Origin of the sequence: Tabrizicola sp., assembly GCF_022842145.1 — a bacterium.
GTDB lineage: Bacteria > Pseudomonadota > Alphaproteobacteria > Rhodobacterales > Rhodobacteraceae > Tabrizicola.
The window spans coordinates 1-23,111 of sequence record NZ_JALHQD010000004.1 but is presented as its reverse complement, the minus strand read 5'-3'; the positions used below and the strand labels follow the sequence as shown (position 1 = coordinate 23,111).

Below are 23,111 nucleotides of genomic sequence, written 5' to 3'. Positions count from 1 at the left end.
ACAGGTCAACGGGCGAAGATTTCGCCAGCAGAGGGGAAGACACGACGATGAAGATCACCAGAACCTTTGCGGCGGGCGCTCTCAGCCTGGCCGCGCTTCTTACCGCCTCGACCGCCTTTGCCGATTGCGGCATCCAGGGCGCGGGCTCGGTCCGCATCCTGTCCAACGACTTCGAGGCGCTGCGCATCGTCAATGACGTCGCTGCCTCCTGCGCCACCGCAGACATCACCGTGACCGCGAACGCAACCGCCGAACACAAGAACATCCAGGGCCCTGCCCTGACGGTGAACCCGGCGGAATACACGGTGGCCGTGGTCGCCAACAACTCGATCGTGCCGCTCCTGAACGACGACCTGATCCGCCCGCTGGATGATCTTGTCGCCAAGTACGGCCAGTCGCTGCAGCCGAACCAGCTGATCAAGATCGACGGCAAGGTCATGGCCATCGCCTTCATGGGCAACGGCCAGCACATGTTCTACCGCAAGGACATCCTGGAAAAGGCCGGCGTCGCCGTGCCCACCAGCACGGAAGAGGTTCTCGCCGCCGCCCAGGCGATCAAGGACGCCGGGCTGATGGACTACCCGCTTGCCGCCTCGAACAAACCGGGCTGGGACCTCGCAGCCGAATTCGTGAACCTCTACCTCGGCACCGGCGACGAATTCTTTGCGCCCGGCTCGGCAGAGCTGGCCATCGACAACGACAACGGCCGCAAGGTTCTGGAAACCATGCGCGCGATGACCACCTTCATGAACCCCGACTACCTGACCTACGACGCGAACGAGCTGAACAAGCTCTGGGATGCGGGCAATGTCGCAATCATGAACCAGTGGGGCTCGCTCGCTGGCGCCGCGACCGATCCGGCCAAGGCCAACCCCGAGGTTGCCGCGAATACCGGCTTTTCCGCAGCCCCGACCATCGGCGGCGGCACGATCCCGGGCGCGGCGCTGTGGTGGGACGGCTTCACCATCGCCAAGAACATCTCGGACGCCGACGCAGAAGCGTCGTTCCAGGCGATGGTCAAGGGTATCAGCCCCGAAACCGTCGCGGCGAACCCCAACGTCGCCACCTGGCTCGTCGCCGGTTATGAGCCCGGCCCGACAGCTGTTGGCGTGATCGGCAACGCGAACGGCGGCGCACGCGCCTATCCGATGCAGCCCTACATGGGCCTTCTGCACACCGCGCTTTCGGCCGAACTCGCCGACTTCATCGCCGGCAAGGAAGAGGCTGACCAGGCCCTCGCCGACGTGAAGGCGGCCTATGACGCCGCAGCCAAGGAAGGCGGCTTCCTGAAGTAAGCGCGCGTCGCAGCGCACTCGTCCGGCCGCTGAACGATCTTGCGGCCGGACGCCCTTCCCTTGCATGCATCCTCCCGGGGTCCCGCTGGCCCCCTAGCCCCGGAATTCGCCGATGCCGCACCGCACCTTCTTCGCCTTCATCTTTCCTTCGATCCTGGCGATGGTGCTCTTCATCACCCTGCCAATCGTCTCGGTCGTGGTGCAGTCGCTCTTCGTCCAGCATGAGGCGGTGCTGATCACCGTCGAAAACTGCGGCCCGTTCGGCTGTGAGAACGAGACGCGGGTCGACACCGCAGCGATGGAACGGTTGCAGGCCGAAAGGCCGCTGGGCCAGTTCGCGGGGTTTTCGAACTACCTCAACCGAAACCACCTCGCCTTTGACGAAATCGCCGTGATCCTGTCGGACAACGACGGACTGTCGGACATTGCCGCCCGGATCTTCAACCTGCCGCTCTACAAGGCACTGATCTTCACGCTGACCTTCTGCTTTCTGGTCACACCCCTGGCCATGGCACTGGGTTTCGCGATTGCGCTGGCGGTGAACACGCTGCCGTCGTTCTGGAAGGGGCCGGTGATCTTCGTGTCGATCCTTCCCATGATCATCACCCCGCTGATCGGATCGCTGATCCTGTCGTGGATGTTCAATCCGTCGGGTATCCTCGGGGCCAGCCTGCAAAGCCTGACCGGCGACCCCACGCTGTCGCTGCGCGCGTCCCCGGTGCTGACCTGGATCGTGCTTCTGGTCTACGGCGTCTGGACCAACGGGCCGTTCTCCTTTGTCGTCTTTTACGCGGGCCTCCAGACCGTCCCGCAGGACACGGTCGAAAGCGCCAAGATCGACGGTGCCTCCCGCTGGGAGGTGATCCACCACGTCATCATCCCCCACCTTGCGCCGCTGGCGACCTTCGTGGCGCTGGTGCAGCTGATGGACAACTTCCGCGTCTTCGAGCCGATCGTCGGTTTCTCGGCCGAGGCGAATGCGACCTCCCTCAGCTGGCTGGTCTTCAACGACCTCGTGGGCCAGGATTCCCAGCTGTTCGGCTCTGCCGCCGCCACCTCGGTCATCACCATCGTCGGCGTCCTGATCCTTCTCGCCCCCGTCCTCCGCCGCACCTGGCGCGAGTTCAATCAGAAGGTGGTGTAAGATGTCCGTCGCCAGCCGCCGCCCCGCCGCGCTGAACGCCCTGATCCTGATTTTCCTCGCGCTCTGGATCATCGCCGCCGCCTTTCCCTTCGCCTGGACCGTCTGGGGCAGCTTCAAGGTCGAGGCCGACTTCTTCTCGCGCCAATCCTGGTGGAGCGCGATCGAGGGCACCCGGACGCAGGCCCAGACCGGTTCGGCCTTCACGCTTGCCGGCTACGAAGGCGCCTGGGTGCAGAACGAATTCTGGAAGGCCGCGGTCAACACGCTGATCGTCACGGTTTCGGTGACCTGCATCTCGCTGACCATCGGCACGCTGGGGGGCTACGCCCTCGCCCGCTCCGGCTACCGCTATGCCTTCTGGATCCTGATCGCCGCCCTCATCTTCCGCGCCATGCCGCATATCACCCTCGTCTCGGGCTACATGCTGCCGTTCTTCCAGCTGAACATCTGGGGCGTGCTGCCCACGACGATCATCGTCCTCGTCGCCATCAACCAGCCGTTCACCCTGTGGATGCTGCACAGCTTCTTCCTGTCGATCCCCAAGGACCTCGACGAAAGCGCGATGGTTGACGGCTGCACCCGGTTCCAGGCCTTCCGGATGGTCATCATCCCCGTCATGTGGCCCGGCGTCATCACCACCGGCCTCTTCAGCTTCCTCCTGGCCTACAACGACTTTGCCGTGACCTCGATGCTCCTCAGCCAGGACAACCAGACCGTGGTCCCGAAGATCGCCAGCTTCCTCGGCTCGATCCAGAACGAGGGCAACGTGATGTATGCCGTCGCCGCCGTCGTCTCGGCGACCGCGCCCCTGTTCCTCCTCGTCCTCTTCTTCCAGCGCCAGATCGTTTCCGGTCTGACCGCCGGCGCCGTCAAAGGATAACCCATGGCCCAGATCCGCCTTGTGAACGTGTCGAAACGCTGGGGCTCCTACGTCGCCGTCGACAAGTTCAGCCTCGACATCGCCGACGCCGAGTTTCTCGTCCTTCTCGGCCCCTCGGGTTGCGGCAAGACCACCACCATGCGGATGATCGCCGGGCTGGAGGATGTGACCGAAGGCGAGATCTGGATCGGCGACCGCATCGTCAACACGCTGGAGCCGAAAGACCGCGACATCTCGATGGTCTTCCAGTCCTACGGCCTCTACCCCAACCTCACCGTCTACGAAAACATCCGCTTCCCCCTCCGCGTCCGCCGCATCCCGCAAGCCGAACACCACGCCCGCGTCATGAAAGCCGCCGAGATGGTCGAGCTTGGCCCCTTCCTCGACCGCCGCCCCGCCGCCCTCTCCGGCGGCCAGCGCCAGCGCGTCGCCCTCGCCCGTGCCATCGTCCGCGAACCCAACGCCTTCCTGATGGACGAGCCCCTGTCGAACCTCGACGCCAAACTCCGCGTCTCCACCCGCGCGCAGATCAAGCACCTGCACCACACGCTGCGCCGCACCACGATCTACGTCACCCACGACCAGATCGAGGCGATGACCCTGGCCGACCGCGTCGTCGTGATGAACCACGGCGTCGTGCAGCAGCTTGGAACCCCGACCGAGATCTACGACCGCCCCGCCAACACCTTCGTCGCCAGCTTCATCGGCTCCCCCGCCATGAACCTGATCGAAGGGCAGATCACCGACGGCACCTTCCACGCCGAGGGCATCGCCGTGCCTGCATCCGGCCAGGGCCCCGTCACCCTGGGCTTCCGCGCCGAGGATGTCCGCGTGTCAGCGGAACCCGCGCAACTCACCGCCCCCGTCTACTCGATGGAGCTTCTCGGCGACGCCACGCTCGTCTCGGTCCGCATCGGCGCGGCCCTTGTCTCGGTGCGGGCCCCGAAGGACTTCCGCATCGGGATCGGCGCGCCCCTCCATGTCGCGATCCCCACCGACAAGATTCACCTCTTCGATGCAAAGACCGGCACCCGCCTGCCATGACACCTTGCCCGCCCCGCCGATCTCCCCCAAGACTTGCCCCCGCACCTCGGAGGGCAAATGGCTGAAAAGGTAACCTCACTCGAAGTCGCGGCCCTTGCCGGGGTCAGCCAATCCGCCGTCAGCCGCGTCTTCACGCCCGGCTCCTCCGTCTCGAAGAAAACCGCCGACAAGGTCCTCGCCGCCGCCACCCAGCTTGGTTACCGCCCGAATGTCCTCGCCCGCGCGATGAAGTCCGGCAAGTCGCGCATCATCGGCCTCGTCGTCGCCTATCTGGAAAACTACTTCTACCCCGAGATGGTGGAACGCCTGTCGGTCGAACTGCAGAAGGTCGGCTACCACGTCCTGATCTTCCTCGCGCCCGTTTCCACCGAAAACGTCGACAAGGTCGTGCGCGAGATCATGGATTATCAGGTCGATGGCATCGTCCTCGCCTCTGTCTCGGTGTCCTCCGACCTCGCCGCGCGCTGCCAGTCCACCGGCATCCCCGTCGTCCTCTTCAACCGCGGCCACGCCGACCCGAACCTGTGCTCGGTCACCTCTGACAACTTCGCCGGGGGCAAGGCGCTTGCCGATTACCTCTGTTCGCTTGGCCACCAGCGTATCGCCTACATCGCCGGCTTTTCCGGTGCGACAACGCAGATCGACCGCGAAGCCGGGTTCCGCGCAGGTCTCGCCGAAGCGGGGAAGGAACTTTACGCCCGCGCCGAAGGCAACTTCGATTACCGCACCGCTCAGGCGGCCGCACGAGAGATCTTCGCCACCTCCCGCCGCCCCGATGCCGTCTTTGTCGCCAACGACCATATGGCCTTTGCGGTGATGGATGTCCTCCGGTTCGAGCTCGGCCTGAAGGTGCCGGAAGACGTGTCGGTGGTGGGCTTCGACGACGTGCCGCCTGCCGCCTGGCCCGCCTACAACCTGACAAGCTTCCGCCAGCGCGTCGATGTGATGGTGGCCGAGACGGTCTCGATGCTGACCGACTGGATCGCGGCCAAGGAACCGGTAACGACGCATGTCGTGTTGCAGGGCGAACTCATCATTCGCGGCTCCACCCGCCGCTACGGTGACGGGAAATGAAAGCCGCTTTCACCAAAGCCGATTTTCGCGCCCGCCTCACCGCCCTTGGCCTCACCCTCGACGCCAAGGCCTTCGCCGCCGCCTGGGCTGGGGCGCAGCACCTGCGCTCCGAAGTGGCAAAGGTAGAAGCCTACCTCAAACCATGACCAGCCCTGCCGACCTCTCCCTGCCCGAGGCTGCCGCCGCCCTGCGCGCCGGAACCCTCACCTCCCTCGACCTGACGCAAGCGGTTCTAGACCGCATCAGCGACCGAAACCCGCGCGTCCACGCCTTTACCCACATCGCCGCCGATGCGCTGGCACAGGCTGACCACGCCGACGCGCTCCTGCGCTCCGGGAACACTGGCCCGCTTTGCGGTCTGCCCATCGCGGTGAAGGACCTGATCGACGTGGCCGGTCAGCCCGCCACCTCCGGCTCCCGCGTCTTCGCCGGTCGCATCGCCGAAACGGACGCCCCGGCCATTGCCAGCCTTCGTGCGCAAGGTGCCGTGCTGATCGGCAAGGTCGCGACCTACGAATTCGCGATGGTCGGTCCCGACCAGTCGCTTCCGGACCCCTGCGCGCGCAACCCTTGGAACCCCGCCCACATCACCGGCGGCTCCTCCTCCGGTTCCGCCGCCGCCGTGGCCGGGGGCCTCGTCCGCCTCGCCATCGGCACCGACACCGGCGGCTCGATCCGCGCACCTGCCGCCTATTGCGGCGCGGTCGGGCTGAAGCCCACCTACGACCGCGTCAGTCGCGCCGGGGCCTTTCCACTGTCGCCCAGCCTCGACCACACCGGCCCCCTTGCCGCAACGGTCGAGGAAGTTGCGCTCGCCCTGGACGCCTTGACCGAGCACCCTGAAAACTGGCGCCCCGCCTCGGCCCGCATCGGTCACCCCATCACCGGCTTGAAGATCGCCTACGCCCGCGACTGGTTCGCGGACGACCCGCAAGCCGATCCTGCCCTGGTCCGCGCAATGGACGAAGCCGCCTCGACCCTGTCGCTCCTTGGCGCGCAGATCACCCTTGTGACGCTTCCCGCCTATGCGCCTTTCGAGGCCGCAGCCTCGGTGATCCTCCACGCCGAGGCTCTGGAGGAACATCGCGCCCTGATCCGCGACCACGCAGGCACTTATGGTCGCCCCACCCTGCAATGCCTTGCCTTTGGTGCCGCGCTGGATGCTGAAGACGTCGCCAAAGCGCGGCAGGCGCAGACCCGCCTGACCGCCGCGATGCTGGCCGCGATGGACGGCCACGACCTCATCCTCACCGCCACCACCCTGGCACCGGCCCTGCCCTTCTCGGCCTTCGACGGCGAGACCGCCGTCTGGACGCCGATGCGCACCATCGCGTTCAACCTGACCGGCCAGCCCGCCCTGTCGCTGCCCGCAGGATTCGAGTCAGGCCTGCCGCTCGGACTGCAACTGATCGGGCGGCACGGCGACGAGGACCTGGTCTGCGCGGCAGGCCACGCGTTCGAACGTGCCACCGACCACTCGGCACAGCGCCCGCCCCTCTGACGCACCGCTCCTCGCTTCCTTCGGTCGCTCCTCGCTGGACCGCCGACGAGGGCACGAAGTGCCGCGAGGAGGCGTCAGCGGGCGCACCTCCCCACCCCCGAAGAAAGTTAAGACCGCACTAACGCGCAACCCTAACCCATTGATTTTACATAGTCCAAAAGAGTGCCCACGCGCGGGCGCCTACCGCACCTGCATCCGGTCCAGCCGCAGCTGCGCCGCCCGCCGGTGCCCCTCCAGCGTCTCCGACGCCGCCTGCCGCGCCGCCGGGGGGGCCACCAGTTTCACCCCCTCCTCGGTCAGCCACTGATGGGTCGCGATCTTCACATAGGCCCCGACCCAAAGCCCCCCCGTATACCGCCCCGCCGCCATCGTCGGCAGGGTATGGTTCGTCCCCGAGCACTTGTCCGAGTAGACGACCGAAGCCAGCTCTCCGATGAAAAGCGACCCATAGTTCGTCAGCTTCTTCGCCATCCCATGCGGGTCCCGGGTATGCACCTGCAGATGCTCCGCCGCGATGAAGTCCGAGTAGGCGATCATCGTCGCTTCATCCTCGCAGACCGCGACCTCACCATAGTCCCGCCATGCCGGCGCCGCGACCGAGGCCGTTGACAGCCCCTCCAGCTGCCGCTCCACCTCGACGACCACCGCCTCGGCGAGCTTCCGGTCCGTCGTGATCAACCCCACCCGCGTCCGCACGTCATGCTCGGCCTGCGCCAAGAGGTCGGTCGCGATCATCTCCACATCCCCCGTCTCGTCAGCGAGGATATAGATCTCCGACGGCCCCGCCAGCTGATCGATCCCCACCGGGCCGAACACCTGCCGCTTCGCCTCGTTCACGAAGGCATTGCCCGGCCCCATAATCTTCATCACCGCCGGCACCGATTCCGTCCCATAGGCCATCGCCGCGATCGCCTGAGCGCCCCCGATCCGGAACACCCGGTCCGCCCCAGACAGATGACACCCCGCCACCATCGCCGGATGGGCGTTGGGCGGCAGACAAGCGATCACCTCACCCACCCCCGCGACCTTGGCCGGGACGATGGTCATGATCGGCGCCGACAACAGCGGGAACCTCCCCCCCGGCACATAGCAGCCCACCCGGGTAATCGGGATCACCCGGTGGCCCATATGCACCCCCGGCAGGCTCTCCATCTCCAGGGGCAGGATCGTCGCCAGCTGCGCCTCGGCAAAGCGCCGGACGTTGGCGATGGCGAATTCGGTGTCCTTGCGGGTCTGCGGGTCCAGCGCCGCGACCGCCGCCTCCCGCTCGTCCATACTGATCTCCAGCGCGCCGATTTCCGACTTGTCAAACTTTACCGAGTATTCGCGCACCGCCGCATCGCCGCGCGCCTTCACGTCCGACAGCACGCCCGCGACCAATTCGGCGACCGGCTTGTTGTCGTTCTCGGCGCTGCGCTCGGGGGACTTGACCCACAGGACTTTTGCGGAAGGATAAGGTTCGGACGAGGCGGTCATCTTGGCTCCTTTCAACCCGGTGGCCGGGCGTTTATCCGGCCATGTGTAGCGGTGTTTGCATACGTCTGCAATTCATCATTGCTGATACAGTCTGACAGGAAACTGCGCCTACGCAATCATGCATGTGTTGGAAAGGCAGTTGGCCCTTGCCATGCCATCCGCCCATGGATTAAGCATATTGCACACGTATTCATGATGAGGCTCCCATGGCCATCTCCTGGCTCAAGCGCGGCAAGCCCGAGACAGAACGGGCCGCAGACGATGCCCAGGTGCGGGCCACGGTGGAAACCGTTCTGGCCGATATCTCTGCCAGGGGTGATGCGGCCGTCCGCGACCTGTCGGTCAAGTTCGACAAGTACGACCCGCCCGCTTTTCGGCTGACAGAATCCGAGATCGAAGCGGCGGTCCAGAAAGTCGCACCACGCGACATCGCGGATATCCGGTTTGCCCAAGCCCAGATCCGCCGCTTTGCCGAAGTGCAGCGGGCCAGCATGACGGATGTCGAGGTCGAGACCCTGCCCGGCGTGATCCTTGGCCACCGCAACATCCCCGTGCAGTCGGTCGGCTGCTACGTGCCCGGCGGCAAGTTCCCGATGGTCGCCTCTGCCCACATGTCGGTCCTGACCGCCGCCGTCGCCGGGGTCCCCCGCATCATCGCCTCTGCGCCCCCGGTCAACGGCGCGCCCCACCCTGCCATCGTTGCCGCGATGCACATGGGCGGCGCGCACGAGATCTATGTCATCGGCGGCATGCAGGCCGTCGGCGCGATGGCGATCGGCACCGAAACCATCACGCCGGTCGACATGATCGTCGGCCCCGGCAACGCCTATGTGGCCGAAGCCAAGCGCCAGCTTTACGGCCGCGTCGGCATCGATCTCTTTGCCGGACCGACCGAAACCATGGTGATCGCGGATGACACCGTGGACGCCGAGTTGTGCGCGGCCGACCTTCTTGGCCAGGCCGAGCATGGCTACAACTCGCCCGCCGTGCTGGTGACCAATTCCCGCAAGCTTGCGGAGGGAACGATGGCCGAGATCGACCGGCTGCTGACGATCCTTCCGACCGCGGCGACGGCTTCCATCAGCTGGCGCGACTATGGCGAGGTGATCCTGTGTGACACGCATGACGAGATGCTGAAGGTCGCCAACGATATCGCGTCCGAGCATGTGCAGGTAATGACCGACCGCGACGACTGGTATCTGGCGAACATGCACAGCTACGGCGCGCTGTTCCTTGGGCCGCGGACGAACGTGGCGAATGGCGACAAGGTCATCGGTACGAACCACACCCTGCCGACGAAGAAGGCGGGGCGCTATACCGGCGGCCTCTGGGTCGGCAAGTTTCTGAAAACCCACAGCTACCAGCGCGTCACCACCGACGCCGCCGCCGCGATGATCGGCGAATACGGCTCGCGGCTGTGTATGCTGGAAGGCTTCGTCGGCCACGCCGAACAGTGCAACATCCGCGTCCGGCGCTATGGTGGCCGCAACATCCCCTACGGAACCGCCGCCGAATGACCCTGCCCCGCTCACCCTCCTTCCGCCTTGACGGCCGCCGCGCGCTGGTGGCGGGCGCGTCCTCTGGCATCGGTGCCGCCGCCGCCGTGGCGCTGGCCGAACAGGGTGCACATGTCACCCTCTGCGCCCGGCGCGAAACCGAACTCGCCGCACTGGCAGCCGAAATGACCGCCGCAGGCATGTCCGCGGACATCCTGCCCCTCGACATCACCGACGTCGCCGCGACGGAAGCCGCCCTTGGCCGCCTGCCCGCCTTCGACATCCTCGTGAACTCCGCTGGCACTGCCCGCCATGCGCCCGCCACCCAAACCACGCCGACCGACTTCGACGCCGTCACCGCGCTCAACTTCCGCGCCGCCTATTTCCTTACCCGGACCGTCGCCGCCCGGCTGATGGCAGACGGCAGACCCGGCAGCCTGATCAACATCACGAGCCAGATGGCGCATGTCGGTGGCATCGACCGCGCGGTCTATTCCGCCACGAAGCACGCCGTCGAAGGCATGACCAAGTCGATGGCGATCGAGTGGGGCCCGCACGGCATCCGCGTCAACACCATCGCGCCCACGTTCATCCGCACTGCGCTGACCGCCGCCACATTTGCCAACCCCGAACGCGCCGCCTGGATCGCATCCAAGATCAAGCTGAACCGCGTGGGCGAGGTCGAGGACATCATGGGTGCCGTCGCCTTCCTCGCCTCCGACGCGGCGGGGCTGATCACCGGAACCTCACTCATCGTCGATGGCGGCTGGACCGCAGACTGAAAGGAAGACCCATGACCCCCGCAGAAATGGAAAGCCGGATCGTCCGCTACGGCGACCTGCGCCCCTGCAAGACCGCCTTCATCGACGCCCATACCCCCGGTTCGGACCGGAAGGAGAACTTCACCATCATCGGCGGCGGTGTCTCGGAATCGCCCGACCAGCACGTCCACATCGTCGACACTCCCGGCTTCAACATCGGTGCGGCGGGCCAGCCCCCCGGCTGCCGCAACTCGCTTCACACCCACCGCACCGCCGAGGTCTTCTTCGTGTTGAAAGGCCGCTGGCGGTTCTTCTGGGGCCGCTGGGGGACGGCGGGCGAATTCATTGCCGAGGAAGGTGACATCTTCAACATTCCGACCGGCATCTTCCGCGCCTTCGAAAATGTGGGCACCGATTACGGGATGATCATGGCGATCCTGGGCGGCGACGATGCAGGGGGTGGCGTCGTCTGGGCGCCGCAGGTCATCACCGATGCCAAGGATTACGGTCTGATCCTTGGCCGTAACGGCAAGCTTTACGATAGCAAGAAGGGCCAGTCGCTGCCCGCAGGCATCCCGCCGATGCCGCTTCTGACTGAGGAAGAACTGAAGGCCTTCCCCGAACCCACCACCGCCGAGGTGATCCCGAACCACGTTGCCCGCTACTGGGACCTGATGGCACTCTCGGATCGCCAGCCCGCCAAGGTCATCGGCGCGAACGGCAAACTGCGCGACCGCCCCGGCTTCGAGGTGGAATTCCTGTCGCGCAATTCGATCCCCGACACGCCCTACACGCTGACGAAGCACGAGGTGCTGATGCCGATGCGCGGTCACTGGCGGCTGACGTGGTCCGAAGGGTCAGCCGTCCTGAACCCCGGTGACACGGCGGCCATCCCGCCTGGCCTCGAACACAGCCTCGCGCCTTCGATGACCGGCGAAGCGAGCCTTTACCGCATCGTCGCCACTGACGATCCCGCAGGCCCGACTGGTCGCCTTTTGTAAAGCCGCCCGCCCCTGACGCAAACCACACGAGGTTTCGATGCCCCTTCTCGCCACCCACGTCGGCTCCCTGCCCCGCTCGCAAGAGGTGGTGGATTTCATCTTCGCCCGCGAACGGAACGAGCCCTACGATCCCGCCGCCTTCGACGCCTGCATGACGGCGGCGGTGCGGGAAAACGTCCGTCGCCAGAAGGAAGCGGGCATCGACATCGTGTCGGATGGCGAGGCGTCGAAGATCAGCTACGCCACCTACGTCAAGGACCGCTACACCGGGTTTGACGGCGACAGCCCAAGGAACGCACCTGCTGACCTGAAGCTTTTTCCAAGCTTCCTGGAACGGCTGGCGAAAGATGGCGGCAGCCCCCGCTACGCCCGCCCGCGATGCGTCGGCCCAGTCGTCTCCAAGGGTCAGGGAGAGCTTCAGAAGGACATCGCCAACCTAACCTCGGCGATGGCCGCGGAAGGCGTGGAACGCGGCTTCATGAATGCCGCAAGTCCTGGAGTCATAAGTCTTTTCCTGCAGAACGCGCATTACAAGACGCGTGAGGATTACCTCTTCGCGCTGGCGGAAGCGATGCGCGACGAATACCGCACCATTCTGGACGCGGGCCTTGATCTGCAGCTTGATTGCCCCGACCTCGCGCTGTCGCGCCACATGCTCTTCACCCACCTGACGGACGACGAGTTCCTGAAGACCGCCGCTACCCATGTCGAGGCCCTGCGCCACGCCTTGCAAGGCTTGCCGCAAGACCGCATCCGCCTGCATATCTGCTGGGGCAACTACGAGGGCCCGCATGTCTGCGACATCGACATGGCCAAGGTCTTCCCCCTGCTGATAAGCGTCCCGGCGCGCTATGTGTTGTTCGAGACCGCAAACCCCCGCCACGGCCACGAATGGACCGTGTTCCGGGACCGCGCTGGCGAAATCCCCGAGGACAAAGTGCTGATCCCCGGCGCGGTGGACACGACGACGAACTTCGTCGAACACCCTGATCTTGTCGCGCAACGCCTTGAGCGGTTTACCAATATCCTGGGAAGCGACCGCGTGATCGCGGGCTCGGACTGCGGCTTTGGCACCTTTGCAGGCTTCGGTGCGGTGGACCCGGAAATCGCCTGGGCAAAGCTTGCAACGCTTAAAGAGGGCGCGCGCCGTGTGGGCTGAGGGCCAAAGCTCTTCAGGACGTTTCGCAAGCCCGGTTCCCGAAATCTGGTCCCGGTGACACCGCTGGTCCTCATTCCCGGCATGATGTGCGACGCCCGGATGTGGGGCGGGATCGACCGTGACCTTGCGGTCCCGATAGTCCACCACCTGCCGACCGAAGCCGACAGCATGGCAGCCCTGGCCAGGCAGTTTCTGGACAAGGCGCCGCCCCGGTTTGCCCTTGCCGGCCTCTCGATGGGCGGCATCCTTGCGATGGAGATCTTGCGGCAGGCGCCGGACCGGGTGATGCGTCTGGCACTTCTGGACACGAACGTCCGGGCCGAAGTGCCCGAGGTCCAGGCCCGCCGGGGTCCGCAAATCGACCGGGCATTGGCGGGTCATCTGGGGGACGTCATGCGCGACGACATGAAGCCGAACTACCTCGCCTCCGGACCCAATTCGCCCGCGATCCTCGATCTTTGCATGGACATGGCACTTGCCCTTGGGCCACAGGTCTTTGCCCGCCAATCCCGCGCCCTGCGCGACCGGCCGGACCAGCAGGCCACCCTTGCCGGCTTCACGGGCTCGGCGCTTGTCTTGATGGGAGCCGAGGACCGGCTTTGCCCGCTTGACCGGCACCAGTTGATGCACGAGCTGATGCCGCAGTCCCGGCTTCACATCATTCCCGGCGCGGCGCATCTTCCGCCGCTGGAACAACCCGAAGCCACCGCCCGCGCCCTGCGCGACTGGCTTGCTTGAAGGAACCGCCATGCCTATCACCGACCTGAAAGACCATTTCACTTTGGGGGGCACGGCCGTGAATGGCTGGTGCGCCATCCCATCGCCCATCACGGCCGAGATCTTGGGTCGCGCCGGGTTCGACATGGTCACGGTCGACCTTCAGCACGGCCTCATCGACTATCAGATGGCATTGACCATGTGCCAAGTGCTGCAGGGTCTGCCCGCCCCCGTCCTGTGCCGTGTGCCGTGGAACGAGCCGGGCATCATCATGAAATGTCTCGATGCCGGCTTCACCGGCCTGATCTGCCCGATGATCAACACCAAAGAGGACGCGCGCCGTCTGGTGGAGGCAGCGCGCTATGCACCGGTCGGCGGCCGCTCTTTCGGCCCCACGCGCGCGAACATGGTTCATGGTGCGACTTACGCCCGAAATGCCAACGAGAAGGTTCTTGTTCTTGCGATGATCGAAACCCGCGAAGCCCTATCCAATCTTGACGCGATCCTTGGGGTGGACGGAATCGACGGGGTCTATGTCGGCCCCTCCGACCTTGGCCTCTCGCTTGGCTATGAGCCGACCCTGGAACCCACCGAAGCGGCGGTCATCGAGGCCATTGCCGAAATTGCGGCGCGCACCAGAGCGGCGGGTCTGATCGCCGGGGTCCACACCGGCTCGGCGACGATGATCAAGGCGATGTTTGAAAGGGGGTTTCACTTCGCATCGCTTTTGACCGACGCCCGCCTGTTCACCAACGCGCTTGCCAAGTCGTTGGCCGAAGTCAGGGACACCACGGCACAGGTGGTCAGCGGCTACTGAACCTGGTGCAGGCAAGCCGACGGCGACGTTGGAGAACCCCTGTCCCGCCACCCGAAACAGGGACTGGACTTCCTTATCGACCACGTGGCGCCGCTGGCGCCCCCCGTCCCGACACGCGCAGGGAACGCACCCCAACCTTCGGAGTTGATCAGTGTCCCTTGAAGGGTTTTCGCGTGCATCGGTCACATCCAAAGCAACCCCGCCTTGATCCCGGGAGACCAGCTTGACCCGCTGGGACGGCATCTATTGCGGCTTCCCACCCGCGCCTGACGGGATTTTGCTCCGCTGGAACTTTGACCCCTGGGCAATTGCCTTACTTGCGATCCTTGCGCTGTGGGTCGGGCGCAGTCGTCCAGGCGCGACCGCCATCTTCGTTCTGGCCTTGGCCTTCCTCTCTCCCCTCTGCGCGATGTCTTCTGCGCTTTTCTCGGCGCGCGTTGTCCACCACATCCTCCTCGTGGTGATCGCGGCACCGCTGCTGGCGCTTTCCCGTCCGGAACAAGGTTCCACCGGGGCTGGCCTGCCTTTCGTTCTGGCAACGGCGACGCTTTGGCTTTGGCACGTGCCAGGGGCCTATGATCTCGCCCTGTCAGACATGGCGGTCTACTGGATCATGCAGGCCAGCCTGTTGGGCACGGCGGCGGTCTTCTGGCGGGCGATCTTCTCGCAACCCCCCGGAGCCGCGCTGGGATGGGTGTTTCTCGCCTATCTGGCGATGGGGATGCTGGGGGCGATCCTGACGCTCGCCCCGGAGGCGCTGTATGCGGCCCACGCAACGGCACCGCTGATGTGGGGCCTGTCGCCGCTGGCTGACCAGCAGTTGGGCGGTCTGATCATGTGGATGCCGGGGGCCATCCCGTTCGCGGTCTGGGGCGCCCTAATGTTCCGCCGCACCTGGCAGTCGATGGATGCCGCCTCATGACCTGGGCCGAGGTGCTGATCCCGCACATCAAGGCACTGCACCTGGGCTTTCTGGCACTGTGGATTGCCGGGCTGTTCGCCCTGCCCCGGATGCTGGCCCGGCACGACGATGATCTTGTTCGGGGGGAATACGCCGTGATCCGCCGCGCCACCCATTACGGGTATATCTGGGCGATTACGCCGGCAGCTGTCCTTGCCATCGCTTCGGGCGGCCTTCTCATCTTCCTGCGTGAGATATTCACCGTCTGGCTGTTCGCCAAGCTGGTCCTCGTCGCCGGGCTGGTCGCCGTGCACGCCTGGGTCGGGCACACGATCGTCGCGGTTGCGGAGAGCGAAGGAGAACACGAACCACCCGGCGCGATGGTGCCGGCGCTGATCACCTTTGGCCTGGTGCTGGCGATTCTGACGGTCGTCCTCGCCAAGCCCGAGCTTGAGGAACTGTCGATGCCATCCTGGCTGATGGCTCCTTTGGGCCGTCACCTGCCCTTCGACGTTCCCAGCCGATAATCGAAGACCAGCTTTCCCCCATGCCAACCTGTCACAATCACCACCAGGACCGCGAAGCCCGACAAAAGAAGGCCCCAGGGCAGGATTGCGGTCTCGTAGCCGGTCAGTCTCCAGCCCCAGTTGAGCCCGAGCAGCGACAGGAGCATCACCGCAATCACGAAATGCGTCCAGGCGGCCGCGCGCATGCGGATGCCGGGGACCATCAGCAGTTCCATCGTTCCGGTCGCCCCGGCCAGCAATCCGAAGAGGAATGCGGTTCCCGTCGCCCAAAGGGCCGCCCAAGCCCAGCGTTGTTCGCCCGACCACCAGTAGAAGAGGTCGGCCCCGAAGGCGCAGAAGGTCAGGGCCACAGGGAAGGCGACCGACATCGCGTGCAGCGGATGGCCAAGGATCGCCATCCGCGTTTCGGTCTGGTGGAAATCGGGATGGCTGGCGATGGGGTCCTGGTTAGAGCCTTCGCCTTGTGCCGCTTCGTCTGCCACGTCCGATTCCTCCGCATCATTTGCCTCGGGGCAACGCTCCCGGCCCTGTCCGGTTGCCAGGACGCCCTGTCGATCCTCCATCCCGCCGGTCCGGCCGCCGCTACCATCGCCGATATCTGGTGGGTCATGCTGGCTGGCGGAGTTGCGATCTTCGCTTTTGTCCTGGGGCTTTTGACTGCCGCGCTGGTCAGGCGACCCGCCCGTGAAGGCGATCCGGCCACGGGAATCTGGCTCTGGACGCTTGGGCTTGGCTTGCCGTTGGCCACACTGGCGGCGCTGACGGTTTACGGCCTTGTGATGGGAGAACGACTGCTTCCGCGGGAAACCCCCGACCTCGTAACTGTCGAGGCCGAGGCCAGACAATGGGCGTGGAGCTTTGCCTACTCCGATGCGCCCGGCCTAGTGACAGTGGATGTGCTGCACATCCCGGCCGGTCTCCCGGTGGATGTCCGGATCACCAGCGTCGATGTGGTGCATTCCTTCTGGGTGCCGCGTCTGGCGGGCAAGCTGGACGCCATTCCGGGCCACGTGAATGTCCTGCGGATCGAGGCCCAAGCCCCCGGCACCTACGCCGGCCAAAGCGCCGAGTTCAGCGGAACCGGCTACCGGGAACACACATTCACCGTCGAGGCGCATGGCCCAGCGGCCTGGAACGCGTTCCTGCAGGGGGCACCATGAACCAGACCGGACTTCACGGCACCGCCTTGCGCCTGCACAAGACGCTGGCCCGGATCTGGGCGCCCGATCCCGGCTGGCGCGGCTGGCTGACCACCAGCAACAACAACGACATCGGCCGGCTCTTCCTGTGCGTCGCCACTGCCTTCTTCGTGATCGGCGGCCTTCTGGCCATGTTGATCCGGGCGCAGCTTGCGACCCCAGGCTCGGCTTTCATGGGACCCGAGGCCTACAACCAGGTCTTCACGATGCATGGCACCGTGATGATGTTCCTTTTCGCCATCCCATTCTTCGAGGCGATGTCGATGCTCCTGTTGCCGGGGATGCTCGGGACCCGCGACCTCGCCTTCCCGCGGCTTGGCGCCTATGGGCTGTGGGTCTACATCTTTGGCGGCACGGCGGTGATCATCGCCATGCTGATGGGCCTTGCCCCGGATGGCGGCTGGTTCATGTACCCGCCTCTCACCTCGGCCGCCTTTTCGCCCGGCCTTGGCGCGGATGTCTGGCTGCTTGGCATCACGTCGATCGAGGTCTCGGCCATCGCCACAGCGGTCGAGGTCGTGGTCACCGTCCTGCGCTACCGCGCCGCCGGGATGAGCCTGTCACGGATGCCGATCTTTGCCTGGTACATCCTGGTGGTGTCGGTGATGATCCTCACGGCCTTTCCGCCGATGATCCTGGGGTCGCTCCTGCTGGAGGTCGAGCGGGCGCTGGACTGGCCGTTCTTCCAGGTGGAAAACGGTGGCGATCCCCTTTTGTGGCAGCACCTCTTCTGGCTTTTCGGCCATCCCGAGGTCTACATCATCTTCCTGCCTGCCGCCGGGATGATCGCCACGATCCTGCCCGTCATGGCCCGCACCACCCTTCTGGGCTACGGCTGGGTCGTGGCGGCGGCCATATCGCTGGCGGTGCTCAGCTTTGGGCTGTGGGTCCACCACATGTTCACCACCGGCATCCCGCATCTGGGTCTGGCGTTCTTCTCGGCCGCATCGACGCTGGTTGCCGTGCCGACCTCGGTCATGATCTTTTCCTGGATCGGGACTCTCTGGAAAGGCCGGGTGCGGATGGAGTTGCCGATGCTGTGGCTCATCGGCTTCTTCGCCACCTTCGTCATCGGCGGGCTGACCGGGGTGATGCTGGCCATCGTCCCTTTCAACTGGCAGGTCCACGACACGCATTTCGTCGTCGCGCACCTGCACTATGTCCTGATCGGCGGCTACGTCTTTCCGATGATCGCTGCGGTCTATTTCTTCCAGCCGCTGCTGACCGGGCGGTCCAGCTTCTTCCGACTGGGTGGCGTCGCCTTCTGGCTGGTGGTCCCCGCCTTCCACGTTACCTTTCTGGCGGTCCATGTCGCAGGCCTTCTGGGCCAGCGCCGCCGGACCTGGACCTACAACGAGGGCCAGGGGTGGGAAGTTCTGAACCTTGTCGCCTCGGTCGCGTCCTTCGTCATGGCGATCGGCTTTGCTCTGGTGATCCTGGACATCGCCATCAATACTTTTGCCGGGCTGCGCGGGCGGCGCAATCAATGGAACGCGACCACGCTGGAATGGGCCGCAGCCAACCCCTCGCCAAACTACGGCTTTGCTTCGATCCCTGTCGTCCGGGGCCGCTATCCCCTGCTGAAAGACCCGGACCTGGCGTTGCGCATCGCAAAGGGCGAAGGCTACCTTGCCGACACCTCACGCAACCGGCGCGAGACGCTGATCGTCGCCACCACGACCGGCGAGCCGTCGCAGGTCGTTGTTCTACCCGGAAACTCCATCCTGCCGTTCCTTCTGGCGGTGGTCACCAGCACCTCGTTCCTGGCGCCCCTCTTCAAGGCTTATTGGCTGTCGGGCCTGGCGCTGGTCGGCGTCATCATCCTTGCGCTGATCTGGGTCTGGCGACTTGCCCCGGCCCGAACGGAAGGGCTGGTCGACGCCGGCCACGGGTCCCAACTGCCCATCGCATCCGAGACCGCCGACCCGCCCGGATGGTGGGGCTCGCTGTTCCTCCTGTTGGCCGATGGGGTGCATTTTGGCTCCCTGCTTTTCGGTTATGCCTTCCTCTGGACCGTCGCGCCGAACTGGCCGCCACCAACCTACCTGAGCCCCGAACTCTGGCCGGTGGTGCTGGCAGTTGGGGGGGCGGTGGCCTTGGCTCTGGCGCCGCGCCTCATGCTGCGCGGGATCGAGCGGGGACGGGTCTGGCCGATGCTTCTGATGGGGGCGATCGGCACCCTTGCCCTCGGTGCGGCAGCCGCATCGGTGATGCTGGCGCGGCCAGATCCTGCCAGTCATGCCTTTGACGCAACTCTCTGGCTTCTGGCCGGGCATGTGGCGTTTCATGCGGCGCTGACGCTGATCATGCTGGGCTACCTGGGCCTGCGCCGCATTGCCGGGCACAGCCTTCGGGTTGGCGAAGCCCGCATCGTCGGCCTCTGGGCCGATTTCACCGCCGCGACCAGCCTTCTTGCCTTGGGCGCGGCCTGGCTTCCGGGAGCCTTCGGATGAGCAACATCCTGCGCTTGTCCCTGCCCTTCACGGTCTGGATAATCGGCTTCTGCGCAGTCTATGCGCTGCAGGGCATAGCCTGCTCACGCCACTGGCCGCCCGGACTGGACCCGCGCACGGCCCTGATCGCGGCAGCGGCCCTTTTCACCGCTATCCAGGGGCTGGTTCTCTGGCGCATCATTGCCGCCCCATCGCGCACGTCCTTCGTGCAGGCCACGGCAACGATCCTGGGCGCCGCAGCCTTGGGAGCGGCGCTCTGGACCTCGTTGCCAGTGCTGTCCCTGACGGTGTGTAGTTAGTCGCCTGGTGCCGTCTCTGCGGGTGCAGGTGTAGTGGGAGCCGGCTCGGCGGTCGCGGGCTCTTCCGGTGCGGAGTCGGTGGGCACGGGCTCCACTGGCGCAGGCACGGCACCCTCATCAAGTCCCCCGCTGCCTGATGTCCCAGTTCCAGACGCCGTAGCCGAGTTCGTCGCCACCCGGTCCGTCTCGACCGGAGCTTCCGATACCCGCTCATCCGCCGCGGCAACGCGCCAGACCGTGTTTCCCGCGTCGTCCGCGATCAGAAGCGCCCCGGTCCCGTCGATGCCAAGGCCCACGGGCCGACCGCGCACCTGTTCCTGTTCCGGCAGCAGAAAGCCGGTCACCACATCCTGCGCCATGCCGTCGGGCATGCCGTTGCGGAAGGGCACGTAGGACACCTTGTAGCCATTGAACTGCTCACGGTTCCAACTGCCGCGCTGCCCGACGAAGGCACCGCTGGCAAATTCCTCCGGCATCGCCGCGCCATGCGTGAAAACAAGACCCAGTGCCGCCACGTGGCTGGAGAGAGCATAGTCAGGCTGGACCGCCGCCGCCACCAGATCAGGCCGTTGCGGCCGGACCCGTTCATCGACATGAGTGCCGTAATAACTGTAGGGCCAACCGTAGAAGGCGTCCTCGACCACGGATGTCATGTAGTCTGGCACCAGATTCGGCCCAAGTTCGTCGCGCTCGTTGATCACCGCCCAGAGGACGCCCGTCTCCGGGTGGAAGATCAGGCCGTTGGGATTGCGCAAGCCCGTGGCGAACAGCTTCGAGGCCCCGGTTGCCCGGTCGATCTGCCAGATCGCGGCACGGCCCTTCTCGGCCTCCATCCCGTTCTCGGCCGCGTTCGAGTTCGACCCGACCGACGCGTACAGCATCGACCCATCCGGGCTAAGAGCCAGGTCCTTCGTCCAATGGTGGTTCAACGGACCGCCAGGCAGCAGAGTGATCAGCTCGGGCTCACCGGTGATCGAGGTTTCGCCAAGCGCGTAGGGATAGGCGACCACTCCATCCCCAAGGGCCACGTAAAGCGTGTCCTCGATCCAGGCGACGCCGAAGGGCGAATAAAGACCCGTCAACAGATCGTGGCGTTCATCCACCACCCCGTCACGGTTCGGGTCGCGCAACAGTGTGATAAGGTTGCTCTCGGGCGGCTTTCCGGACCCGCCACCGGCGGCCAGCTTCATGATCCAGCCCCGGATGTAATCCTTTGGCCGGTACTTCGGCTTGCCCTCTGGCGCGCGAGACTGCACGACCAGAACATCCCCGTTCGGCAGCGTGTGCACCGTGCGGGGGTTCACGAGGTCCGTCGCATAGGCCGTGATCGTCAGGCCCTCTGGAACCGAAGGCGTCTCGCCCCCCTTCCAGCCGATCACTTCGCCCACATTCATCCCGGGCCAGAGATCGCCATACGCTGGCTTTGGAAGCACCGGATCAGGCCCGATCTGGCTGGAGATATCGAAGTCGTCCTCCTGGGCCTGGGCTGCGGTCGCAGCGACAGCGCAAAGAACAATGCCGGTGATCCGGAGGGCACGTAGTGGGTGGGTGCTGCTTTTCATCTTGGTCTCCTCTCAGACGCGCTGCATCGGACGGAACGCCGTGCGGCGCAGCGTCGCCGAGACGAGCATCAGCAGGCAGGTCAGCAGGGACAGGCCGATGCCCCAGGGCACGATGGCCGTCCAACCGTCACCGGCATGGACGAGGCTGTTGAAGAAGGCTGCCAGGAGGACGAGGGCATTCAGAAAAACAACTCCCCACAGCGGCCTCTCGCGGTAGACCACAAGGCCGACCAGCCAAAGAAGGACCGCAATCCCGGCAGCGACGAGCCCGGCAAACAGCAGCCATGAGGAAAAATCCTTCCACATCAGAACCGTGGTTTGCGTGTAAGCCCAGTCGGTCAGCAGGGTCAGCGCGAAAAACGCCGCCGCGAAGTATCTGAGGGTCTCCTGACCTGGGATCGAGGCCCAGCCACGACGACCAGCAGAGGGTAAAGTGCGCACCGCCATGTGAAACCTTTCGCAGGATGACCGTGAAGCCAACCACCTGGCCCGCGATTTGGTTCCGGAAAACCGGTTCACCAAGGAGGGTGCGCAGGGAAATTGGAGGGGTTACACGGCTCTAATGCTACCGCGCCTCGCAGGGCCCGCTGCACATCTTGATCGACAGCACTGGGATCAAGGTCGAGGGCGAAGGCGAGTGGAACGCGTTCATCTGTGCACATTGCGCGCTTAGCTGCCCAAAGGGCTTCACCAACTAGAGGGACAATTCGAGCTGATGTCCTAGTCTTCAGTCGTCTCACATCATTTGGCTTGAGACGACTATGTGGGATTTCTGCCTCTAGAAATACTTCATCCTTGCGTAGTCCAATCACCTCCGACAACCGACACATTGAGTCGGACAGCATAGCAATTGCCCATCGCCTTTCATCATCAACGTCAATACACTTTCTTTGGATAGAACGCATCTCGTCATCCGAATAGGTGTAACGAGGCTTGCTAGGCCCGTTAAGCAAATTAGGAATTATGACTTTATCAAATGCATTTTTCAGACCCAGCTCAAACTCGAGAATGGCAGTTTGAATGAGGGGTCGGATTTGTGCGATGTATTTCCGGATTGTCTGACCCGTAACCCCCGTTTTTAGCAGTTCAGAAACAAAGCTGTTGGCATGGTCTCGACGAAGTTGCTCAAGGGGAATATCGCCTGTAATACCAATCAGACACCGCCAAGCGCGGTCAAACTGACCTTCAGCGGTTTTCCCTTTCGGACCTTTTCCTAGGTCGAAGTGCTTTTGTTTGGCATCCGAGAGAGTTCTGGGGATTGATGCTCCAAACAGAATACCGACTGTAAGCTTGTCTTGTGGTGACGCCTTGGCTGGTTGTTCCCACGGCTCGTAGCGCCCAAGCAGATTGTCAACGAACTCCGAAATTGCAGGTACTTCTGGATGATGGATCCCATCTCCTGGCTTGAGGCCATGTGCCTCCAGGAGTGCTAAGGACACTAAGGCACTTGTTCCCTCAGGCCGACCCTCCATCGATTTCCACAAGGCATCTAGCCTGCGTGTCTCGGCATCTGCCGCCTTACAAGCCATCACTTTATCATCGGTTTTTAGACTGAAGTAGAGCTGGGAAGGCCGTTTGGCAGTCAAGGCATTCCGGTAAAGCGCTTGAGCAAAAGTGGGTATGCGTCGGCGATAGTACCAAGTGTTCTTCTTCAGTTCGATGTGCTGACACATGACCTTGAAGGCCCCTGATCGGATGATGACGGCCACGCTTGTGTTACCTCTTGTGTAACCTGAGGCAACCCAATTTCCGGCCTAAGTATCTGATCTTTAGAGATAAATCAGGGGATTGTGGCGGACAGTGAG

Annotated in this window: 22 protein-coding genes and 1 pseudogene; 18 read left to right on the top strand and 5 right to left on the bottom strand. The window is 64.6% G+C overall.

The window, feature by feature from the left end:
* The first annotated feature begins 47 nt into the window (after nucleotides 1–47).
* From Q0C42_RS11195 to Q0C42_RS11165, 7 genes are all read left to right on the top strand, one after another.
* On the top strand, nucleotides 48–1,295 hold the full coding sequence (locus Q0C42_RS11195; RefSeq protein ID WP_295075421.1) for an ABC transporter substrate-binding protein: 1,248 nt from the start codon (nucleotides 48–50) through the stop codon (nucleotides 1,293–1,295).
* Nucleotides 1,296–1,407: 112 nt separating this feature from the next.
* Nucleotides 1,408–2,439, top strand: a complete 1,032-nt coding sequence (locus Q0C42_RS11190) for a carbohydrate ABC transporter permease (RefSeq protein WP_295075418.1) — start codon at nucleotides 1,408–1,410, stop codon at nucleotides 2,437–2,439.
* Nucleotide 2,440: 1 nt separating this feature from the next.
* Nucleotides 2,441–3,319 (top strand): carbohydrate ABC transporter permease, encoded by an 879-nt coding sequence (locus tag Q0C42_RS11185; protein WP_295075415.1) that lies wholly within the window; start codon nucleotides 2,441–2,443, stop codon nucleotides 3,317–3,319.
* Between the two features lie 3 nt (nucleotides 3,320–3,322).
* Nucleotides 3,323–4,363, top strand: a complete 1,041-nt coding sequence (locus tag Q0C42_RS11180; RefSeq protein WP_295075412.1) for an ABC transporter ATP-binding protein — start codon at nucleotides 3,323–3,325, stop codon at nucleotides 4,361–4,363.
* A gap of 57 nt (nucleotides 4,364–4,420) precedes the next feature.
* On the top strand, nucleotides 4,421–5,437 hold the full coding sequence (locus Q0C42_RS11175) for a LacI family DNA-binding transcriptional regulator (RefSeq protein ID WP_295075408.1): 1,017 nt from the start codon (nucleotides 4,421–4,423) through the stop codon (nucleotides 5,435–5,437).
* Nucleotides 5,434–5,583, top strand: a complete 150-nt coding sequence (locus Q0C42_RS11170; protein ID WP_295075405.1) for a hypothetical protein — start codon at nucleotides 5,434–5,436, stop codon at nucleotides 5,581–5,583. The genes Q0C42_RS11175 and Q0C42_RS11170 overlap by 4 nt, the downstream gene beginning before the upstream one ends.
* Nucleotides 5,580–6,938: an amidase gene (locus tag Q0C42_RS11165; RefSeq protein WP_295075402.1), complete on the top strand. Its 1,359-nt coding sequence runs from the start codon at nucleotides 5,580–5,582 to the stop codon at nucleotides 6,936–6,938. Before Q0C42_RS11170 ends, Q0C42_RS11165 begins: the two co-directional genes overlap by 4 nt.
* Before the next feature lie 180 nt (nucleotides 6,939–7,118).
* Here Q0C42_RS11165 and hisD (Q0C42_RS11160) read toward each other — a convergent pair whose 3' ends face one another.
* Nucleotides 7,119–8,414, bottom strand: coding sequence for a histidinol dehydrogenase (gene hisD, locus Q0C42_RS11160; protein ID WP_295075399.1), 1,296 nt, complete (start codon nucleotides 8,412–8,414; stop codon nucleotides 7,119–7,121).
* 206 nt (nucleotides 8,415–8,620) lie between these two features.
* On the opposite strand from hisD (Q0C42_RS11160), the gene hisD (Q0C42_RS11155) reads away from it, so the two are divergent.
* From hisD (Q0C42_RS11155) to Q0C42_RS11120, 8 genes are all read left to right on the top strand, one after another.
* Entirely contained in the window at nucleotides 8,621–9,931 is a 1,311-nt protein-coding gene (gene hisD / locus Q0C42_RS11155; protein WP_295075396.1) for a histidinol dehydrogenase, read from the top strand.
* The gene (locus Q0C42_RS11150) at nucleotides 9,928–10,692 is read left to right on the top strand and encodes an SDR family oxidoreductase (protein WP_295075393.1); all 765 of its coding nucleotides are present in this window, start codon (nucleotides 9,928–9,930) and stop codon (nucleotides 10,690–10,692) included. Before hisD (Q0C42_RS11155) ends, Q0C42_RS11150 begins: the two co-directional genes overlap by 4 nt.
* Nucleotides 10,693–10,703: 11 nt before the next feature.
* Complete coding sequence (locus Q0C42_RS11145; protein ID WP_295075389.1) at nucleotides 10,704–11,672, top strand: cupin domain-containing protein; 969 nt, start codon at nucleotides 10,704–10,706, stop codon at nucleotides 11,670–11,672.
* Nucleotides 11,673–11,709: 37 nt separating this feature from the next.
* Nucleotides 11,710–12,831: a cobalamin-independent methionine synthase II family protein gene (locus Q0C42_RS11140; RefSeq protein ID WP_295075386.1), complete on the top strand. Its 1,122-nt coding sequence runs from the start codon at nucleotides 11,710–11,712 to the stop codon at nucleotides 12,829–12,831.
* Nucleotides 12,832–12,885: 54 nt separating this feature from the next.
* Nucleotides 12,886–13,569 (top strand): alpha/beta fold hydrolase, encoded by a 684-nt coding sequence (locus Q0C42_RS11135; protein ID WP_295075383.1) that lies wholly within the window; start codon nucleotides 12,886–12,888, stop codon nucleotides 13,567–13,569.
* A gap of 10 nt (nucleotides 13,570–13,579) precedes the next feature.
* Entirely contained in the window at nucleotides 13,580–14,365 is a 786-nt protein-coding gene (locus tag Q0C42_RS11130; RefSeq protein ID WP_295075380.1) for an aldolase/citrate lyase family protein, read from the top strand.
* A gap of 223 nt (nucleotides 14,366–14,588) precedes the next feature.
* Entirely contained in the window at nucleotides 14,589–15,287 is a 699-nt protein-coding gene (locus Q0C42_RS11125; RefSeq protein ID WP_295075377.1) for a cytochrome c oxidase assembly protein, read from the top strand.
* The gene (locus tag Q0C42_RS11120) at nucleotides 15,284–15,793 is read left to right on the top strand and encodes a CopD family protein (RefSeq protein WP_295075374.1); all 510 of its coding nucleotides are present in this window, start codon (nucleotides 15,284–15,286) and stop codon (nucleotides 15,791–15,793) included. Before Q0C42_RS11125 ends, Q0C42_RS11120 begins: the two co-directional genes overlap by 4 nt.
* Here the strand turns inward: Q0C42_RS11120 and Q0C42_RS11115 are convergent.
* Nucleotides 15,763–16,275 (bottom strand): DUF2231 domain-containing protein, encoded by a 513-nt coding sequence (locus tag Q0C42_RS11115; RefSeq protein WP_295075371.1) that lies wholly within the window; start codon nucleotides 16,273–16,275, stop codon nucleotides 15,763–15,765. The two genes, Q0C42_RS11120 and Q0C42_RS11115, sit on opposite strands and share 31 nt — an antisense overlap.
* Between Q0C42_RS11115 and Q0C42_RS11110 the strand changes: the two genes are divergently transcribed.
* Genes Q0C42_RS11110 through Q0C42_RS11100 form a run of 3 tightly spaced genes read left to right on the top strand, consistent with a single transcriptional unit; the run spans nucleotide 16,255 to nucleotide 19,744 of the window.
* Nucleotides 16,255–16,953, top strand: a complete 699-nt coding sequence (locus tag Q0C42_RS11110; protein WP_295075368.1) for a cytochrome B — start codon at nucleotides 16,255–16,257, stop codon at nucleotides 16,951–16,953. The two genes, Q0C42_RS11115 and Q0C42_RS11110, sit on opposite strands and share 21 nt — an antisense overlap.
* A complete protein-coding gene (locus Q0C42_RS11105; protein ID WP_295075365.1) occupies nucleotides 16,950–19,445 on the top strand; it encodes a cbb3-type cytochrome c oxidase subunit I in 2,496 nt (831 codons plus the stop codon). The genes Q0C42_RS11110 and Q0C42_RS11105 overlap by 4 nt, the downstream gene beginning before the upstream one ends.
* Complete coding sequence (locus tag Q0C42_RS11100; RefSeq protein WP_295075362.1) at nucleotides 19,442–19,744, top strand: hypothetical protein; 303 nt, start codon at nucleotides 19,442–19,444, stop codon at nucleotides 19,742–19,744. Before Q0C42_RS11105 ends, Q0C42_RS11100 begins: the two co-directional genes overlap by 4 nt.
* Here the strand turns inward: Q0C42_RS11100 and Q0C42_RS11095 are convergent.
* The 3 genes and pseudogenes from Q0C42_RS11095 to Q0C42_RS21635 form a co-directional block, all read right to left on the bottom strand.
* The gene (locus tag Q0C42_RS11095; RefSeq protein WP_295075359.1) at nucleotides 19,741–21,306 is read right to left on the bottom strand and encodes a sorbosone dehydrogenase family protein; all 1,566 of its coding nucleotides are present in this window, start codon (nucleotides 21,304–21,306) and stop codon (nucleotides 19,741–19,743) included. The two genes, Q0C42_RS11100 and Q0C42_RS11095, sit on opposite strands and share 4 nt — an antisense overlap.
* 12 nt (nucleotides 21,307–21,318) lie before the next feature.
* On the bottom strand, nucleotides 21,319–21,753 hold the full coding sequence (locus tag Q0C42_RS11090) for a DUF2231 domain-containing protein (RefSeq protein WP_295075356.1): 435 nt from the start codon (nucleotides 21,751–21,753) through the stop codon (nucleotides 21,319–21,321).
* Nucleotides 21,754–22,784: 1,031 nt separating this feature from the next.
* Nucleotides 22,785–22,979 (bottom strand): annotated as a pseudogene (locus Q0C42_RS21635) (DUF6538 domain-containing protein); the annotation flags it as partial.
* Nucleotides 22,980–23,111 lie beyond the last annotated feature (132 nt).

What these genes read in the sequence shown, in the direction of transcription:
- Q0C42_RS11150 (WP_295075393.1), top strand. Translation starts at nt 9,928, where the DNA reads ATGACCCTGCCCCGCTCACCCTCCTTCCGCCTTGACGGCCGCCGCGCG.
- Q0C42_RS11180 (WP_295075412.1), top strand. Translation starts at nt 3,323, where the DNA reads ATGGCCCAGATCCGCCTTGTGAACGTGTCGAAACGCTGGGGCTCCTAC.
- Q0C42_RS11130 (WP_295075380.1), top strand. Translation starts at nt 13,580, where the DNA reads ATGCCTATCACCGACCTGAAAGACCATTTCACTTTGGGGGGCACGGCC.
- Q0C42_RS11090 (WP_295075356.1), bottom strand. Translation starts at nt 21,753, where the DNA reads ATGGCGGTGCGCACTTTACCCTCTGCTGGTCGTCGTGGCTGGGCCTCG.
- hisD (WP_295075399.1), bottom strand. Translation starts at nt 8,414, where the DNA reads ATGACCGCCTCGTCCGAACCTTATCCTTCCGCAAAAGTCCTGTGGGTC.
- Q0C42_RS11195 (WP_295075421.1), top strand. Translation starts at nt 48, where the DNA reads ATGAAGATCACCAGAACCTTTGCGGCGGGCGCTCTCAGCCTGGCCGCG.
- Q0C42_RS11100 (WP_295075362.1), top strand. Translation starts at nt 19,442, where the DNA reads ATGAGCAACATCCTGCGCTTGTCCCTGCCCTTCACGGTCTGGATAATC.
- Q0C42_RS11105 (WP_295075365.1), top strand. Translation starts at nt 16,950, where the DNA reads ATGAACCAGACCGGACTTCACGGCACCGCCTTGCGCCTGCACAAGACG.
- Q0C42_RS11120 (WP_295075374.1), top strand. Translation starts at nt 15,284, where the DNA reads ATGACCTGGGCCGAGGTGCTGATCCCGCACATCAAGGCACTGCACCTG.
- Q0C42_RS11185 (WP_295075415.1), top strand. Translation starts at nt 2,441, where the DNA reads ATGTCCGTCGCCAGCCGCCGCCCCGCCGCGCTGAACGCCCTGATCCTG.
- Q0C42_RS11190 (WP_295075418.1), top strand. Translation starts at nt 1,408, where the DNA reads ATGCCGCACCGCACCTTCTTCGCCTTCATCTTTCCTTCGATCCTGGCG.
- Q0C42_RS11170 (WP_295075405.1), top strand. Translation starts at nt 5,434, where the DNA reads ATGAAAGCCGCTTTCACCAAAGCCGATTTTCGCGCCCGCCTCACCGCC.
- Q0C42_RS11095 (WP_295075359.1), bottom strand. Translation starts at nt 21,306, where the DNA reads ATGAAAAGCAGCACCCACCCACTACGTGCCCTCCGGATCACCGGCATT.
- hisD (WP_295075396.1), top strand. Translation starts at nt 8,621, where the DNA reads ATGGCCATCTCCTGGCTCAAGCGCGGCAAGCCCGAGACAGAACGGGCC.
- Q0C42_RS11165 (WP_295075402.1), top strand. Translation starts at nt 5,580, where the DNA reads ATGACCAGCCCTGCCGACCTCTCCCTGCCCGAGGCTGCCGCCGCCCTG.
- Q0C42_RS11175 (WP_295075408.1), top strand. Translation starts at nt 4,421, where the DNA reads ATGGCTGAAAAGGTAACCTCACTCGAAGTCGCGGCCCTTGCCGGGGTC.
- Q0C42_RS11145 (WP_295075389.1), top strand. Translation starts at nt 10,704, where the DNA reads ATGACCCCCGCAGAAATGGAAAGCCGGATCGTCCGCTACGGCGACCTG.
- Q0C42_RS11140 (WP_295075386.1), top strand. Translation starts at nt 11,710, where the DNA reads ATGCCCCTTCTCGCCACCCACGTCGGCTCCCTGCCCCGCTCGCAAGAG.